Origin of the sequence: Erythrobacter sp. HL-111 (assembly GCF_900105095.1) — a bacterium.
In the GTDB taxonomy this organism is placed as follows: domain Bacteria; phylum Pseudomonadota; class Alphaproteobacteria; order Sphingomonadales; family Sphingomonadaceae; genus Erythrobacter.
This window is the reverse complement of sequence record NZ_LT629743.1, coordinates 2,545,705-2,562,386: the sequence shown is the minus strand read 5'-3', so window position 1 is coordinate 2,562,386 and position 16,682 is coordinate 2,545,705. Positions and strand designations below refer to the sequence as shown.

At 68.8% G+C, this 16,682-nt stretch carries 11 protein-coding genes; 7 read left to right on the top strand and 4 right to left on the bottom strand.

Going from position 1 to position 16,682, the window contains the following annotated elements; all coding sequences use genetic code 11:
- The first annotated feature begins 66 nt into the window (after nucleotides 1-66).
- Complete coding sequence (gene putA / locus BLU08_RS12090; protein ID WP_090201373.1) at nucleotides 67-3,186, top strand: bifunctional proline dehydrogenase/L-glutamate gamma-semialdehyde dehydrogenase PutA; 3,120 nt, start codon at nucleotides 67-69, stop codon at nucleotides 3,184-3,186.
- Nucleotides 3,187-3,229: 43 nt separating this feature from the next.
- A complete protein-coding gene (locus BLU08_RS12085) occupies nucleotides 3,230-3,784 on the top strand; it encodes a hypothetical protein (protein WP_090201369.1) in 555 nt (184 codons plus the stop codon).
- Nucleotides 3,785-3,800: 16 nt separating this feature from the next.
- On the opposite strand, the gene BLU08_RS12080 is transcribed toward BLU08_RS12085, so the two are convergent.
- From BLU08_RS12080 to BLU08_RS12065, 4 genes are all read right to left on the bottom strand, one after another.
- Nucleotides 3,801-5,237: a glutamate synthase subunit beta gene (locus BLU08_RS12080; RefSeq protein WP_090199780.1), complete on the bottom strand. Its 1,437-nt coding sequence runs from the start codon at nucleotides 5,235-5,237 to the stop codon at nucleotides 3,801-3,803.
- Between the two features lie 19 nt (nucleotides 5,238-5,256).
- The gene (gene gltB / locus BLU08_RS12075) at nucleotides 5,257-9,897 is read right to left on the bottom strand and encodes a glutamate synthase large subunit (RefSeq protein ID WP_090199778.1); all 4,641 of its coding nucleotides are present in this window, start codon (nucleotides 9,895-9,897) and stop codon (nucleotides 5,257-5,259) included.
- 265 nt (nucleotides 9,898-10,162) lie between these two features.
- Nucleotides 10,163-11,356 carry a hypothetical protein gene (locus BLU08_RS12070; RefSeq protein WP_090199777.1) on the bottom strand — a complete coding sequence of 398 codons (1,194 nt, stop codon included), beginning with the start codon at nucleotides 11,354-11,356 and terminating at the stop codon, nucleotides 10,163-10,165.
- 40 nt (nucleotides 11,357-11,396) lie between these two features.
- Nucleotides 11,397-12,674, bottom strand: a complete 1,278-nt coding sequence (locus BLU08_RS12065; protein WP_090199776.1) for a TIGR04063 family PEP-CTERM/XrtA system glycosyltransferase — start codon at nucleotides 12,672-12,674, stop codon at nucleotides 11,397-11,399.
- Between the two features lie 88 nt (nucleotides 12,675-12,762).
- Here BLU08_RS12065 and BLU08_RS12060 point away from each other — a divergent pair, with 88 nt between their 5' ends.
- The 5 genes from BLU08_RS12060 to BLU08_RS12040 all read left to right on the top strand — a co-directional run bounded on the left by BLU08_RS12060 (nucleotide 12,763) and on the right by BLU08_RS12040 (nucleotide 16,679).
- On the top strand, nucleotides 12,763-12,978 hold the full coding sequence (locus BLU08_RS12060; RefSeq protein WP_233995969.1) for a hypothetical protein: 216 nt from the start codon (nucleotides 12,763-12,765) through the stop codon (nucleotides 12,976-12,978).
- A complete protein-coding gene (locus BLU08_RS12055) occupies nucleotides 12,975-14,369 on the top strand; it encodes a DUF5935 domain-containing protein (protein ID WP_090199772.1) in 1,395 nt (464 codons plus the stop codon). Before BLU08_RS12060 ends, BLU08_RS12055 begins: the two co-directional genes overlap by 4 nt.
- A gap of 93 nt (nucleotides 14,370-14,462) precedes the next feature.
- The gene (locus tag BLU08_RS12050) at nucleotides 14,463-14,912 is read left to right on the top strand and encodes a MaoC family dehydratase (protein ID WP_090199770.1); all 450 of its coding nucleotides are present in this window, start codon (nucleotides 14,463-14,465) and stop codon (nucleotides 14,910-14,912) included.
- 113 nt (nucleotides 14,913-15,025) lie between these two features.
- Entirely contained in the window at nucleotides 15,026-16,207 is a 1,182-nt protein-coding gene (locus tag BLU08_RS12045; RefSeq protein ID WP_090199768.1) for an acetyl-CoA C-acyltransferase, read from the top strand.
- A 13-nt stretch (nucleotides 16,208-16,220) separates the two neighbouring features.
- On the top strand, nucleotides 16,221-16,679 hold the full coding sequence (locus BLU08_RS12040) for a hypothetical protein (RefSeq protein WP_090199767.1): 459 nt from the start codon (nucleotides 16,221-16,223) through the stop codon (nucleotides 16,677-16,679).
- Nucleotides 16,680-16,682 lie beyond the last annotated feature (3 nt).

The window sequence follows — 16,682 nt, the reverse complement described above, 5'->3', positions numbered from 1 at the left end:
ACTCCGCGCCAACCACGAAAGCCAGACAGCTTGACCACCCCCGACATCCCGCACCCCGCGACCCACATGCTCGACCGTTCCGACCTGCGCCGCGCCTACCGCGCCGAGGAAGAGGCCTGCATTGCCGAGCGGCTCGAACAGGCCGCGCCGGCGCGGCGGGTCTCGGGCGAGGCGGCGGCGCTGGCGACCCGGCTGATCGAGGGCGCGCGCGCCAAGTCGGCGAGCGGGATCGACGCCTTCCTCCAGCAATACGGGCTCGACACGGAGGAGGGCATCGCGCTGATGTGCCTTGCCGAGGCGCTGCTGCGCGTGCCCGACAGCCGCACCGCCGATGCACTGATCCGCGACAAGATCGCCGAGATCGAATGGGGCGATCATCTCGGCGAAAGCTCGTCCACCTTCGTCAACGCGGCGACCTTCTCGCTGATGCTGACGGGCGAGGTGCTCGAGCGGCCCGAGGAACACCAGAAGGGCATGGGCCGCAAGCTCAAGAGCGCGCTGAACCGCCTGGGCGAACCCGTCATCCGCCGCGCGACCTTGCAGGCGATGCGGATACTCGGCGGGCAATTCGTCTTCGGCCGCACGATCGAGGAAGCGCTGAAGCGCGCCGCACCCGACCGCGCGAAGGGGATCACCCACAGCTTCGACATGCTCGGCGAAGCGGCGATGACCTATGCCGATGCCGAAAGATACCGCGTTGCCTACGAGAAGGCGATCCAGCGCCTCGCTCGGGAGGCATCGGGCCGGGTCGGCACTTCCCCCGGCATTTCGGTGAAGCTCTCCGCTCTCAGCCCCAAATACACGCATTTCCACAAGGAGCAGGCTCGCACCGAGATCACGCCGATCGTCAAGCAGCTCGCGATCCAGGCACGCGATGCGAACATCCATTTCACCGTCGACGCCGAGGAAGCCGAGCGGCTCGAAGTCTCGCTCGACATCATCGAGGCGCTGGTCGGCGACGACGATATTTTCGCCCGTGCGGACGGGAGCCGCTGGGAAGGCTTCGGCCTCGCCATCCAGGCCTACCAGAAGCGCGGCGTGCCGCTGTGCGACTGGATCGCCAAGCTCGCCCGGCGCCATGGCCGCAAGCTGTTCGTGAGGCTGGTCAAGGGCGCCTATTGGGACAGCGAGATCAAGATCAGCCAGGTCGGCGGCTACACCGATTATCCCGTCTTCACCCGCAAGATCGCGACCGACGTGTCCTATCTCGCCTGCGCCGCGCGCCTGTTCGAGCATGACGACGTGATCTACCCCGCCTTCGCCACCCACAACGCCTACACGGTCGCGGTGGTGAAGGAGCTGGCTGCGGGACGCAATTTCGAGTTCCAGCGCCTCCATGGCATGGGCGAGGAGGTGTTCGAGGCGCTTCACGAACTCGAAGGCAATGACAGGACGCCGGTCCGTATCTACGCGCCGGTCGGCGGGCACAAGGAACTGCTGGCCTATCTCGTGCGCCGCCTGCTCGAGAACGGGGCCAATACCAGCTTCGTCAACCGCATGGGCGATGCCCAGATCCCGGCCGAGGAACTGGTGAGCGATCCGGTCGCCGAACTCGCCGCGCTCTCGCTGCGCCGCAACCCGGCGATCCCGCTGCCGAGGGACATTTTCGGCGCCGATCGCGGCGGCAGGCTCAACAGTGCGGGCGTCGATCTTTCCGACCCGCTCGTGCTCGGCCCGTTGCAGGCCGAGCTCGACCGGCTGGCGGACCGGCAATGGTATGCCGGGCCGACCTTCCCCGGTGCCGAGCCGGGCGAGATCGCCCCGATCACCATGCCGCACGACCTCGCCAGCGTGGTCGGCAAGCGCCGCGACGCGACCGCGCAGGAGATCGAGGACGCCTTCGCCCGCGCCAGCGCGATCCAGCCCGGCTGGGACGCGCTCGGCGGCGAAAAGCGCGCGCTCCTGCTGGAAGAGGCCGCCGACCTGTTCGAGGCGCACACGGCCGAATTCCTCAGCCTCGCCACGCGCGAGGCGGGCAAGACCCTGCTCGACGGCGTGCTGGAGGTGCGTGAGGCGGTCGATTTCCTGCGCTACTACGCGTCCGAGGCGCGCCGCCAGTTCGCCGAGCCTGTCCGCCTGCCCGGTCCGACCGGCGAGGAGAACCGGCTTTCGCTCCACGGGCGGGGCGTCTTCGCGACGATCTCGCCGTGGAACTTCCCGCTCGCGATCTTCACCGGCATGGCCTCCGCCGCGCTTGCCGCGGGCAATGCGGTGATCGCCAAGCCGGCCGAACAGACCCCGCTGATCGCCGCCCTCGCGGTGAAGCTGTGCCACGAGGCGGGCATTCCGCCCGAGGCGTTCCAGCTCCTCCCCGGCGCGGGCGAGGTCGGCCAGCTCATCACCGCCGACCCGCGGCTCGCAGGGGTCGCCTTCACCGGCTCGACCGAAACCGCGCGCGCGATCAACCGCACTCTGGCGGGGCGCGAAGGCCCGATCGCAAGCTTCATCGCCGAAACCGGCGGGCAGAACGCGATGATCGTCGATTCCAGCGCGCTTCCCGAACAGGTCGTGCGCGATGTCGTCGCGTCCGCCTTCCAGAGCGCGGGCCAGCGCTGTTCGGCCCTGCGCGTGCTCTACCTGCAGGAAGACGTGGCGGATTCCATGCTCGAAATGATCCGCGGCGGGTTCGAGGCATTGAACGTGGGCGATCCCGCGCGGCTTTCGACCGATGTCGGGCCGGTCATCGATCCCGACGCCAAGGCCGCGCTCGAACGCCATGTCGCGCGCAGCGAGGCGAGCGGGCGCCGCGTCATGCGCTGCGCCATGCCGCAGGAAACCGCGAAGGGCTGCTTCGTCGCGCCGACCATCATCGAGGTCGATTCGATCCTCGACCTCACCCGCGAGAATTTCGGACCCGTGCTCCACGTCGCGCGCTTCAGGGCGCAGGACCTCGGGCAGGTGATCGCCGACATCAACGCGACGGGATACGGCCTCACCCTCGGCCTCCACAGCCGGATCGCGGCGACCCGGCGGTTCGTCGAGGCACGCGCGCGGGTCGGCAATTTCTACGTCAACCGCAACCAGATCGGCGCGGTCGTGGAAAGCCAGCCCTTCGGCGGCGAGGGACTGTCCGGCACCGGACCCAAGGCGGGCGGCCCGCATTACCTCGCCCGGTTCGCGGTCGAGCGCGCGGTCTGCATCGACACCACGGCGGCGGGCGGCAATGCGAGCCTGCTCCAGGCCTGAGGCGGCTTGCCTTCGGTGCGCGGGGGGCGGTATGCCCGGCACCATGCCGCGCATCGCCGCCGTTCGCCTGCCCCGCTTCCTCGCCCGGCTCCTCGCGCTCGTCCTGTTCGCGTGGAGCAGCGCGGCGCTGGCCGAGGTGCGGATCCACTTCCACAGCTTCGACGGATCGGTGCTGTGGGGCCGCTATCCGCACACCTTCATCGTGCTCGAAGGCACGCTCGACCGGACGGGCGAGCCGGTGAACGAGAATTACGGCTTTTCCGCGCGCAAGGTGACGCCCGCGATCCTCTCCGGTCCGGTCGAGCACATGGTGCTGGCCGAAAGCGAGAAGAACGTGAAGAACACCAACCGCCACTTCACCCTGGTCCTGACCGATCGCCAATATCGCCGGATCATCGCCGAGGTGAACGCGTGGCAGAACGCGCCGGGCAAGTATTACGACCTTGAAAAGCGCAACTGCATCCATTTCGTCGGGCGCATGGCGGAGATCCTCGGCCTGAAGGTCGATTACCCCGCGGACATGCTGCGGCGGCCGAAGAAATGGCTCAACCACGTCATGGCGATGAACCCGCAGCTTCAGGCGGAGCCGCTCGACTGAAGGGACCCCGCGCCGTTCAGCGCGGCAGCTGCGACGCGCCCATCAGCGCCTCGTCCACCGCGCGCGCGGCCTGGCGGCCTTCGCGGATCGCCCAGACGACGAGGCTCTGCCCGCGCCGCATGTCGCCGCAGGCCCACACGCCCGGCACGCTGGTGGCGTAGGTTTCGGTGTCGGCCTTGACGCTGCCGCGATCGGTCAGCTCGACCGCCGCCTGTTCGAGCAGGCCGGCCTTCTTCGGCCCCGTGAAGCCCATGGCGAGCAGGATGAGATCGGCGGGTATGGTGAATTCGCTGCCGACGATCTCGCGCATCTCGCCGTTCACCCATTCGACCCGCGCGCATTCGAGCCCGGTGACCTTCTCCCCGTCGCCGATCACGCGCTTGGTCAGCACGGCCCAGTCGCGGTTGGCGCCTTCCTCGTGGCTGGAGGAGGTCCGCAGCTTCAGCGGCCAGTCGGGCCAGGTCAGCGCCTTGTCCTCCTTTTCCGGCGGCCTCGGCATGATTTCGAGCTGCGTGACGCTCTTGGCGCCCTGCCGGTTGGAGGTGCCGACGCAATCCGATCCGGTGTCGCCGCCGCCGATCACGACCACGTCCTTGCCCGTGGCGAGCAGGCTCCCGCGCGGTGCGGCGCGGACCTCGTCGTCGCCCGCCACGCGCTTGTTCTGCTGGGTGAGGAATTCCATCGCGAGCCGCACGCCCGGCATTTCCGCGCCCGGTATCGCAAGCGCGCGCGCATCCTCGGCCCCGCCGGCGAGCACGATGGCGTCGAAGTTCTCGGACAGGGTCTTGAAGGAAATGTCGACGCCGACCTCCTTGTTGGTCCGGAACGTCACCCCTTCCGCCTCCATCTGCACGCAGCGGCGATTGATGAGGTGCTTTTCCATCTTGAAGTCGGGAATGCCGTAGCGCAGCAGCCCACCGACCCGGTCCGACTTCTCGAACACCGTGACGGAGTGCCCCGCGCGCGCAAGCTGCTGCGCGCAGGCGAGCCCGGCGGGGCCGGAACCGACGACGGCGACCGACTTGCCGGTCTTGCGCTCGGGCAGCTGCGGCGTGACCCAGCCTTCCTTCCAGCCGCGGTCGATGATGGCGCATTCGATCGACTTGATGGTGACCGGCTGGTCGACGAGGTTGAGTGTGCAGCTCGCCTCGCACGGGGCGGGGCAGATGCGGCCGGTGAATTCGGGAAAGTTGTTCGTGCTGTGCAGCAGGTCGAGCGCGTTCTTCCAGTCGGATTCGTAGACGAGGTGGTTCCAGTCCGGGATCAGGTTGTTCACCGGACAGCCGTTGTGACAATAGGGAATCCCGCAATCCATGCAGCGCGAAGCCTGCGCCGCGAGCGTCGCATCGTCCGGCGGGACCACGAATTCGCGGTAGTTCTTCACCCGCTCGGCGGGATCGAGATAGTCGCGGTCGCGCCGATCCAGTTCGAGAAATCCGGTTTCCTTGCCCATGTTCCTGCCCTTTTGAGCCTTATTCCGCCGCGACGCTCGCGGCTTCGATCCGCTCGATCTCGAGCGCTTCGAGCGCGCGGCGGTAGTCGCGCGGCATGACCTTGACGAAATTCGCCACCGCCTTGTCCCAGTCGGCGAGCAGTTCGCCCGCGACCGCGCTGCCGGTGTGCAGCTGGTGCCGTTCGACGAGGACGCGCAGCCGCTCCGCATCGTGGCGCAGCATGTCGCCCATGCCGTAATCGTGGACCGAGCGCGCCCGCTGCGACGGGCGCCCGGTGCCTTCCTCGCGGTCGGGTTCGGCGCTGACGGGCACGAGATCGACCTGCGCGTGGTTGACGAGCTTCGCGAACGTGCCTTCGGGGTCGTAGACATAGGCGAGCCCGCCGCTCATGCCGGCGGCGAAATTGCGCCCGGTTTCCCCAAGCACCACGACGACCCCGCCGGTCATGTATTCGCAGGCATGGTCGCCCGTGCCTTCCACGACGGCGATCGCGCCCGAATTCCTGACCGCGAAGCGTTCGCCCGCGACCCCGCCGAAATAGGCCTCGCCCGCGATCGCGCCATACAGCACGGTGTTGCCGACGATGATGTTCGACGAGGCGATGCGCGGCACGCCCTCGGGCTGGCGCACGACGATGCGGCCGCCCGACAGGCCCTTGCCGACATAGTCGTTCGCATCCCCCACGAGGTCCAGCGTCACGCCATGGGCCAGCCACGCGCCGAAGCTCTGCCCGGCGACGCCGGTGAAGTTGATCCGGATCGTGTCGGGCGCGAGGCCCTCGTGGCCGTGACGGCGCGCGATCTCGCCCGAAAGCATCGTGCCGACCGTGCGGTTGACGTTGCGGATCTCGTGGCGCAGTTCGACCGGCGCGCCCCTGGCGATCGCTTCGCGGCATTGCTCGATCAGGACCTTGTCCATCGCGGCGTCGAGCCCGTGGTCCTGCGTGGCGGTGTTGCGCAGGCTCGCATTGTCGGCGAGCGGGACGCGGTGGAGGATGCGGGAAAGATCGATCCCGCGCGCCTTCCAGTGGCCGTCCATCCGGGTGAAATCGAGCCGGTCGACCCGGCCGACCATCTCGTCGAGGGTGCGAAAGCCCATTTCGGCCATGATCTGGCGCAGTTCCTCGGCAACGAAGAACATGTAGTTCACGACGTGTTCGGGCTGGCCCATGAAGCGCGCGCGCAGCACCGGGTCCTGCGTCGCGACGCCGACCGGGCAGGTGTTGAGGTGGCACTTGCGCATCATGATGCAGCCCGCCGCGATGAGCGGCGCGGTGGCGAAGCCGAACTCGTCCGCGCCGAGCAGCGCGCCGATCGCGACGTCGCGGCCCGTGCGAAGGCCCCCGTCGACCTGCACCGCGATGCGGCTCCTGAGATCGTTGAGCAGCAGCGTCTGCTGCGTTTCGGCGAGGCCGATTTCCCACGGGGAACCCGCGTGGGTCAGGCTGGTGAGCGGGGAAGCGCCCGTGCCCCCGTCATAGCCCGAGATCGTGACATGGTCCGCGCGCGCCTTGGATACGCCCGCTGCGACCGTGCCGACGCCGACCTCGGACACGAGCTTGACCGAAATGCGCGCCTCGGGGTTCACGTTCTTCAGGTCGTGGATCAGCTGGGCGAGATCCTCGATCGAATAGATGTCGTGGTGCGGCGGCGGGGAGATGAGGCCCACGCCCGGGGTCGAATAGCGCACCGCGCCGATCCGCTTGTCGACCTTGTGCCCCGGCAGCTGCCCCCCCTCGCCGGGCTTCGCGCCCTGCGCCATCTTGATCTGGATGTCGTCCGAATTGACGAGGTATTCGGTCGTGACGCCGAAGCGGCCCGATGCGACCTGCTTGATCCGGCTGCGCATCGAATCGCCGTTGTCCATCGGCTTGAAGCGGAACGGCTCCTCCCCGCCCTCGCCCGTGTTCGAGCGCCCGCCGATGCGGTTCATCGCGATGGCGAGGGTCGAATGGGCCTCGTGGCTGATCGAGCCGAAGCTCATCGCGCCGGTCGAGAACCGCTTCACGATCTCGCTCGCCGGTTCGACCTCGTCGAGCGGCAGCGGCTCATCCGCCTTCCTGAATTGCAGCAGGCCGCGGATCGTCAGCAGGCGTTCGGACTGCTCGTTGATCGAGCGCGCGAATTCCTCGTAGTCGGCGTGCTTCTTCCCGCGCACCGCGTGCTGCAGCCTGGCGATGTTCTCCGGCGTCCAGGCGTGGCGTTCGCCCCGCAGGCGGAACTGGTAGATGCCGCCGACATCGAGCATCGACTTGTAGAGCGGGTTGTCGCCATAGGCCTGCGCGTGGCGGCGCAGCGCCTCCTCGGCGACTTCGGCAAGGCCGATGCCCTCGATCATGCTCGCCGTGCCGGTAAAATACTTCTCGACGAATTCGCTGCTCAGCCCGACCGCGTCGAAGATCTGCGCGCCGCAATAGGACTGGTAGGTCGATATGCCCATCTTGGACATGACCTTGCGAATGCCCTTGCCGACGCCCTTGATGTAGTTCCTCGCGACCTCCTCGGCGGAAAGCCCGGGGTGCTTCCTCGCGCGCAGGTCCTCCAGCGTCTCAAGCGCGACATAGGGGTTGATCGCCTCCGCCCCGTAGCCCGCGAGCACGCAGAAATGATGCACCTCGCGCGGCTCGCCGCTTTCGAGGACGAGGCCGGTCTGCATCCTGAGGCCCTGCCGCACGAGATGGTGGTGCACCGCCGCCGTGGCCAGCAGCGCGGGCATGGGCACGCGGTCCTCGCCCTGCGCGCGGTCGGACAGGACGAGGATGTTGTGATCCTGCAGCACCGCCTCGGTCGCGGCCCAGCACATTTCCTTGAGCGCCAGCTCGATCCCCTCGGCACCGGCGCTCGCGTCCCAGGTGATGTCGATCGTGGCGCAGCGGAACGCGCCGTCCAGCGCCTCTTCGACCGAACGGATCTTGGCGAGGTCCTCGTTCGTCAGGATCGGCTGGTCGACCTCCAATCGCTTGTGCGTGCCCGCGTCATGGCCGAGCAGGTTCGGGCGCGGGCCGATCATTGAGGTGAGGCTCATCACCAGTTCCTCGCGGATCGGGTCGATCGGCGGATTGGTGACCTGCGCGAAGTTCTGCTTGAAATAGTCGTAGAGCAGGCGCGAACGGTCCGACAGCACGGCCAGCGGGGTGTCGGTCCCCATCGAGCCCACCGGATCATCGCCCCTTGTCCCCATCGGCTCGAGGAAGCGCGCAAGGTCCTCCTGCGTGTAGCCGAAGGCCTGCTGGCGCTGGAGCAGGCTGGTCGGCCCATCCGGCACGGCGGCATGGTGCGGTTCGATATGGTCGATGTCGGCCAGCTTGAACTGCGCCTGCTTGAGCCACTGGGCGAACGGCTCCGCCCTGGCGAGGTCGGCCTTCAGCTCCTCGTCCTCGATGATGCGGCCCTGTTCGAGGTCGATCAGCAGCATCTTGCCCGGCTGGAGCCGCCACTTGCGCACGATTTCCTCCTCGGCGAACGGCAGCACGCCGCTTTCCGAGGCGAGGCAGACGAGGTCGTCCTTCGTCACGCAGTAGCGCGCGGGCCTGAGGCCGTTGCGGTCGAGGGTCGCGCCGATCTGGCGCCCGTCGGTGAAGCACACGGCGGCCGGGCCGTCCCACGGCTCCATCAGCGCGGCGTGGTATTCGTAGAACGCCCGGCGGTCGGGATCCATCAGCTCGTTGCCCGCCCACGCTTCGGGGATGAGCATCATCATCGCGTGCGGCAGCGAATATCCCCCCGCCAGCAGCAGTTCGAGCGCGTTGTCGAGGCAGGCCGTGTCCGATTGCCCGTGCGGGATGATCGGCCACATCTTGTCGAGATCGGGGCCGAGCAGCTCGCTTTCCATCGTCCGGCGGCGCGCGTTCATCCAGTTCACGTTGCCGCGCACCGTGTTGATCTCGCCGTTATGGGCCATGAACCGGTAGGGGTGAGCGAGCCGCCAGCTCGGGAAGGTGTTGGTCGAGAACCGCTGGTGGACCAGGCCCAGCGCCGAGACGCAATCGGGATCGCGCAGGTCGTCGTAGAAGCTGCCCACCTGCGTCGCCAGCAGCAGCCCCTTGTAGACGATGGTCCGGCTCGAGAAGCTCGGCAGGTAGGTTTCGGTGAGGCCGGGAAGCCCCTTCTTCACCTCGAGCTCGGCGAGCGGGTTCTGCACCTGCTTGCGGATCACGATGAGCTTGCGCTCGAACGCGTCCTGATCGGTGCAGCCTTCCCCGCGCGCGACCACCGCCTGACGAATCACCGGCATGGACGCGATCACGGCGTCGCCGAGCCCGTCGAGCGTCACCGGCACGTCGCGCCAGCCGACGAAGCGCTGGCCTTCCTTCTCGGTGAAGGTTTCGAACCTTTCCGCGACATAGTCGCGCGCCGCCGCGTCCTGCGGCATGAAGCACATCGCCACCGCGTAGTCGCCCGGCGGCGGCAGATCGTGGCCATTCTCCCCGGCCCAGCGGCGCAGGAGCGGGTCGGGAATCTGGATCAGCAGCCCCGCGCCGTCGCCCAGCAGCGGGTCGGCCCCCACCGCGCCGCGATGGTCGAGCTTCGCGAGGATCTCGAGCGCCTGTTCGATGATGCCATGGCTTTTCTCGCCCTTGATATGGGCGACCATGCCCACACCGCAGGCGTCATGTTCGTTTCGCGGGTCGTAAAGACCCTGGGAAGCTGGATATCCCATGGCTCAGGTCCACTCTGTCAGATGCCGGCTCGCAGGCCCTTTTCCGTGTCGGTCGGGGCCGGACGCGAGGGGTCTGCCGGCAGGCGTTTCGGCACGGAGGCAGGCGACATGGCCCGCCCCGTGCAGGTCAGCAACCTAATGGCGATGCAAAAGCGATTTTGCAACCGCGAAAGGCGAAGCAATATTTCGCCCGCCCCAAGATCGGCTATCCGTTCGTTTCCCGCGCCTGTTCGTAACCGCGCTTCGTTGCGCGCCATGCGCGATTTCAGGCAGCGCCTCGCATGTCGTGCAACTTGGCCAGGGCGGCGCGCAGTTCGCCGGTTCCGCCCCGCTCGGCCAGCCGGTCCGAATCGTCCCCGGCGCCGTCGGCACCGGCGCTTGCGGTGTCGCCCGCAAGCATCCCGAGCGCCTTCAGCGCCTCGGCCAGCGCGGCGTCGCGATCGCCCGGGCGGGCCGTGGGGGCATCCGGGAACGGATCGGCGCCATGATCGGCCGCCTGGCGTTCGTGCAGCGCCGCGGCGAGGCGTTCGACCATCTGGATCAGGCTGAGCTCCTCCGCCGGCATCTCGCGCAGGCGGAGGGTCGCGGCGGGTTGGTGCCGGATCGGGGCGGGCCGCGGGTCGGGGGCGGCGGGGGCGGGGGCGGGCCGCGCGAGTTCCTCCGGCAGCGCCCCCTCGACCCAGACCGCGTTGCGGCCGGGAAGCGCGCCGAACTGGGCAAGGTCGAGCGCGAGCGGTTCGGCTGCGGGGGAATCTGCGGCGATGCCGTCGGGCTCGGCGGGCACCGGCTCCTCTTCGGGTTCCGGCCGGGGTTCGGGTTCGGGCGCAGGCTCCGCTTGGGTCCCGCTCGGGCGGCGTGCGGCCTCGGCCTCGTCCAGCGCGCGCGAGAGACGGCGCCGGATCGCGGAACCGGGCGCGTCCGGCTGCTCCGCCGCGTCCGCCTTGCCCGCTGCGCCATCACCGGCCAGCCCATCGGCCGGCCCGTCCACCCAGTCTCCCGCCGCCATGCCCAGCGGCATCGTCTCGATCGGCGCGTCGAAGCTCTCGCTGCCGAGATCGCGCACCGGGTGGAGTGGGCGTATCCCGACCTCGGCGGCGATCGGGATCTCGCGCGAGCGGCGCGCCGTGTGCGACAGGGCGCGCGCGATGCCGACAGCGAGCGCGCCGCCGACCAGCGCGGCAAGCGCGGCGAGGATGAAATGCGCGGCGTGTTCGAAGGTGCTCAGGCCGGTCAGCATGGCGATGCGCGCGGTCGCCGCAAAGGGCAGGACGAACACCGCCAGCCCGGCAAGCGCGGCGCCCCACGCTCCCACCAGCGGGACGAAGGCGGGGTGCGCGGCAAGGCCGCGGGCGCCGCTGCGTCCGCCCTTGCGCCGCGGCGTGCCGCGCGGACGCGGCGGCGGCGCGGTCTCCCGCTCCGCTTCGGCCTGCGTTTGCGTCCCTGTCCTGCGAAACCTCATGGCGCCGATATCCTCACGCTCCGCCCGGCGACGACCCGGATCAGGCCCGCAGCCCCGCCCCGGACCCGTGCCCGCCGCGTGCACCGGCCGGGCGCGAATCCCGGGCTAGCAGCGCTTGGTAAACGGCGAGATAACGACGCGCATTGGCCTGCCAGTCGTGCCGGGTGCGGACGTGCTCGGCGGCGCGGCGGCGCATCGTCTCCCACTCCTCGCGCGTGTCCAGCAGCCCGGCGAGCGCGGCGGCGCAGGCGGCGGGATCGCCGGGCGCGAAGAGCGTGCCGGTCTCGCCGTCGCGGATGAGCTCGCGGTGGCCGCCGACATCGCTCGCGGCGACGAGGCGGCGCTGGGCCATCGCCTCGAGCGGTTTGAGCGGCGTGACGAGATCGGTCAGGCGCTGCTTCCTGCGCGGATAGGCGAGCACGTCGATGAGCGAATAATAGCGTTCCACCTCGCCATGCGGCACGCGCCCGGTGAAGATCACCGCGCCCGGTTCGGGCAGGCGGGCGGCGGCCGCGCGCCATTCGCGGTCCATCTCGCCCCCGCCGACCAGCAGCAGGCGTGCGCCGGGATGCCTCGACCGCAGCAGCGGCATGGCGGCGATGAGGTCGTCGACCCCCTCATAGGGGTAGAAGCTGCCGATATAGCCGATCACCGGCGCGCCCGCGGCGATCCCGAGTTCGGCGGCCAGCGCATCGTCGCGCGCGGGCGGTTCGCCGAACAGCGACAGGTCCACGCCGTTCGGCATGACGCCGATGCGGCTTTCGGGGATGCCGCGTGCGGCCATGTCGGCCCTCAGCCCCTCGCAGATGGTGAAAAGCGCATCGGCCCGTTTCGCCACCCGCGTCTCGAGCGCGCGGGTGAGGCGGTACTTGATCGAACCTTCGCTGCCCGAGCGGTTGCCGACCGCCGCGTCCTCCCAGAAGGCGCGGATCTCGTAGACCACCGGAATGCCGAGCGCGCGCCCCGCGACCAGCGCCGCGGCACCGCCGAGGGCGGGCGAATGGGCGTGGAGGATGGCGGGCCGCCAGTCCCGCGCGAGACGGCGGATCGCGTGCGCCAGAGCGCGGATCTCGCCCGCCACGCCGATCCCGGGCCGGCTCGAGGGGAAGCCCGGGGTGCGATGGAAGATGAGGCCGTCCGCGAATTCGGGGCTTTCCTCGCCCCCGCCCGCGCCCGGCTCGATATTGTGGCGCTGCCCGGTGATGCCGCGCACCTCGAGCCCGAGGCGTTCCTGCGCCTTCAGGATCGCGCGGGTGCGGAAGGTGTAGCCGCTGTGCAGCGGCAGCGAGTGGTCGAGGACGTGGAGCACGCGGGTCATGCCGCCGTCCCTAGCGCAGGCGTGCTTAACGCGCCGTCAACTGCCCGCCTGTAGGGCCGTGCGACACGCGGGAAGGCGAGCCCACGCCTTGTCGCAACCGGACCCGACGCTGATGATCGACCAGATCGCCCTTGCCCTAGGCCACGGCCTCCTCGCTCTCGCGCTGCTGCGGCTCGCGCTGAGGGGCGATGTCGATGCCGATCCGCTGGTGGAGGAATTGAAGGACGAGGCCGCGGACAAGCGCCGGGCGGCGAGCCCCGCGGGCCGCAAGGCAGCGCGGCGGGCGGAGCGGGAAGGCCGGTGATCGACCTCGTCTTCCTCGCGTTCATCGCCTATGTCCTGTTGCTCGGGATCAGGCGGCCTTTCGTGTGGGTGCTGCTCTACGTCTACATCGACATCATCGCCCCGCAGCGGATCGGCTATTCGCTGATCACGAGCCTGCCCGTATCGCTGATCGCCTTCGCCGCGGCGTTCGGCGGATGGATCGTGCTCGATCGCAAGGAGGGCGCGCGCCTCACCGTGCGGCAGGCGCTGCTGGTGATGCTGCTCGCCTATTGCTGGTGGACCACCGGCAATGCCGATTTCCCCGAGGAAGCCGCGACCAAATGGGACTGGGTGTGGAAGGCATTGCTGTTCGCGATCTTCCTGCCCTTCACCCTGACGACGCGCGCCCGGATCGAGGGGCTGGCGCTGACCCTCGTCCTGTCGGTCGCGACCATCGTGATCGGGACGGGGATGAAGACCGTGCTGGGCGGCGGGGGTTATGAAAACCTCAATTTCTTCGTCAACGACAACAGCGGGATCTACGAAAGCTCGACGCTGGCCACGGTCGCGATCGCGCTCACCCCGCTGATCTGGTGGTTCACCCGGTTCGGCACCGTGTTCCGCCCGCACTGGACGGTGACGACCTTCGCGGTGCTGCTGATCTTCGCCTGCCTCATGGTGCCGATCGGGACCGAGGCGCGCACCGGGCTCGTCTGCATCGCGGTGCTCGGCGTGCTGCTGCTGCGCTATGTCAAGCGGCGGGTGCTGTATGTCGCCGCCGCGGGGCTCGCCGGGCTGATGGCGCTGCCCTTCCTCCCGCAGAGCTATTACGAGCGCATGGCGACGATCACCGCACCTTCGGGGGACGAGAGCGCCTCGACCCGCGTGGCGGTGTGGGAATGGACCATCGACTACGCCGGGGAAAACCCCTTCGGCGGCGGGTTCGACGCCTATCGCGGCAACTCCTTCACCTACGTCATGCCGGTGCGCGAGGGCGAGGGGAACACCGTCTCGGTCACCTACAAGCAGGTCACCGACGAGGGCCGCGCCTACCATTCCGCGATCTTCGAACTGCTGGGCGAGCAAGGCTGGCCCGGGCTTGCGATCTGGCTCGCCCTGCAGGGGCTCGGCGTGTGGCAGATGGAGCGCATCATCCGGCGCTGGAAGGGCGCCGGGGACGAACGCGAGGCCTGGATCGCGCCGATGGCGGTGGCGCTGCAGCTCGCCAGCCTGGTCTATGTCGTCGGCGCGCTGTTCCAGGGAATCGGCTACCAGCCGGTCATGCTGATGATCATCGGCCTGCAGATCGGGCTCCACACCTATTGCAGGCGGCTCGATTCGGCGCGGGCCGGGCTGGAGCGCAGCGCGCGCGGCGGGGCGGGCCGTGCACGGCGCGCGGCGGCTTCCGGCGGCGCCGTAGCGGCAGGCTGATCCGTCCCGTTCGGGCGATTGCAACCGGCGGCCTCATGCGCCATGAAGCCCGCGCAATTCACCAGGACGTTTCGAGAGGACGAGGAGAGCCCCATGAACCCCGCAGAACTGGCCGCGAAGGTCGGCGAGAACATCGGCACCAGCGAATGGGTCGAAATGACGCAGGAAAAGGTCAACCTGTTCGCGGATGCGACGGGCGACCACCAGTTCATCCATGTCGACGAGGAAAAGGCCAAACTGACGCCGTTCGGCGGCACGATCGTGCACGGCTTCATGACCTTGTCGATGATCCCCTATCTTGGCGCCAACAGCGACATGCCCAGGATCGACAACGTGAAAATGGGCGTGAACTACGGCGGCAACAAGACGCGCTTCATCGCGCCCGTGCGCGTCGGCAAGCGCATTCGCGGCCACTGGAAACTGCTCGAAATGATCGAGAAGCGCCCCGGCCAGTGGCAGCAGACCGCCGAGATCACGATCGAGATCGAGGGCGAGGAAAAGCCCGCGCTGATCTGCGAATGGATCACGCAGTATTTCGTTTGACGCGATGTGACGCATGAGTCCCTGCGAAGGCAGGGACCTCAGGCCCTGAAGCGCACCACCTCACGAGGTCCCCTCCTGCGCGGGGACTCGCACCTGAACAAAGGACCCCTCCCATGACCCGTGAAGCCGTCATCGTCTCCACCGCCCGCACTCCCATCGGCCGCGCCTACAAGGGCGGTTTCAACGCCACCCCCGGCGCCACGCTCGGCGCCTATTCGTTCAAGCCCGCGGTCGAACGCGCCGGCATCGACCCGGCGGAAATCGACGATGTCGTGTGGGGATGCGTGCTCACCCAGGGCACCCAGTCGGGCAATATCGGCCGCCAGGTCGCGCTGCGCGGCGGCGCGCCGGTTACGGTCGCGGCCCAGACGATCGACCGCCAGTGCTCTTCCGGCCTGATGGCGATCGCCACCGCGGCGAAGCAGATCACGGTCGACAACATGGATGTGGTCGTCGGCGGCGGTCAGGATTCGATCTCGATGGTCCAGACGCCGGAAATGCGCGTCGCGCCCGATCCCTCGCTGATCGCGATGCACAAGGACATCTACATGCCGATGCTCGGCACGGCGGAAACGGTCGCCGCGCGCTACGGCATCAGCCGCGAAGCGCAGGACGAATACGCGCTCCAGTCGCAGATGCGCACCGCCGCCGCACAGGAAGCGGGCCGGTTCGACGACGAGATCGTTCCGGTCACCACCACGATGATGGTCAAGGACAAGGAAACCGGCGAAGTCTCCAGCCAGGAAGTCACCATCGCCAAGGACGAGGGCAACCGCCCCTCGACCACGCTCGAAGGCCTCCAGTCGCTCAACCCCGTGATGGGCCCGGACAAGTTCATCACCGCGGGCAACGCCTCGCAGCTTTCGGACGGGTCCTCGGCTGCCGTGCTGATGGAAGCCAAGCTCGCCGAGAAGAAGGGCCTCGAACCGCTCGGCCGCTATGTCGGCATGGCGGTCGCCGGGACGGAGCCCGACGAGATGGGCATCGGCCCGGTCTTCGCGATTCCCAAGCTCCTGAAGGCGACCGGCCTCAAGATGGACGACATCGGGCTGTGGGAACTGAACGAGGCCTTCGCGGTGCAGGTGCTCTACTGCCGCGACCAGCTCGGCATCGACAACGACATCCTCAACGTCAACGGCGGCTCGATCTCGATCGGCCACCCCTACGGCATGACCGGCGCGCGCTGCACCGGCCATGCGCTGATCGAAGGCAAGCGTCGCGGCGCCAAGTATGTCGTCGTGACCATGTGCGTGGGCGGCGGCATGGGCGCTGCCGGGCTGTTCGAGGTCTTCTGAGGCGCGCACGGCGATGACCAGCGAAGCCGGAACCGGTGAGACGCGCGCGAGGGTCTCCCTTCTCGCCTCGCACTGGTTCTGGCTGTTCGCGCTGGTCGCGGTGTCGGCCGCGTTCGATTACTGGGGCGATGTGAGCCGCGAGGGATCGGCGTTTGCCGCGGCGCCGCTTGCATGGCTGGGTTACACGCTGGCGAGCACGGCGACGCTGTGCGCGCTTGCATGGGGCCTTGCATGGCTGCTGGGCAGGCTCCCGATCCCGCAGCTCGCCGCCGACACGGCGGGCGTCGCGCTCGCCATCGCGGCGCACCTGCTGCTGACCGGCCCGCTGTGGGCGAGCCTGCTGTGGGACGAGGCCATGACCTTCGATGCGCCGGGGCTGCCCGTCCTCGCGGGGGCGCTCACCTACCTGTTCTATCGCGGGCTGTTCCTGTTCGCCCGCCAGCTGTTCCGGCCCCCGCCGAGCCGGGCCTGACCG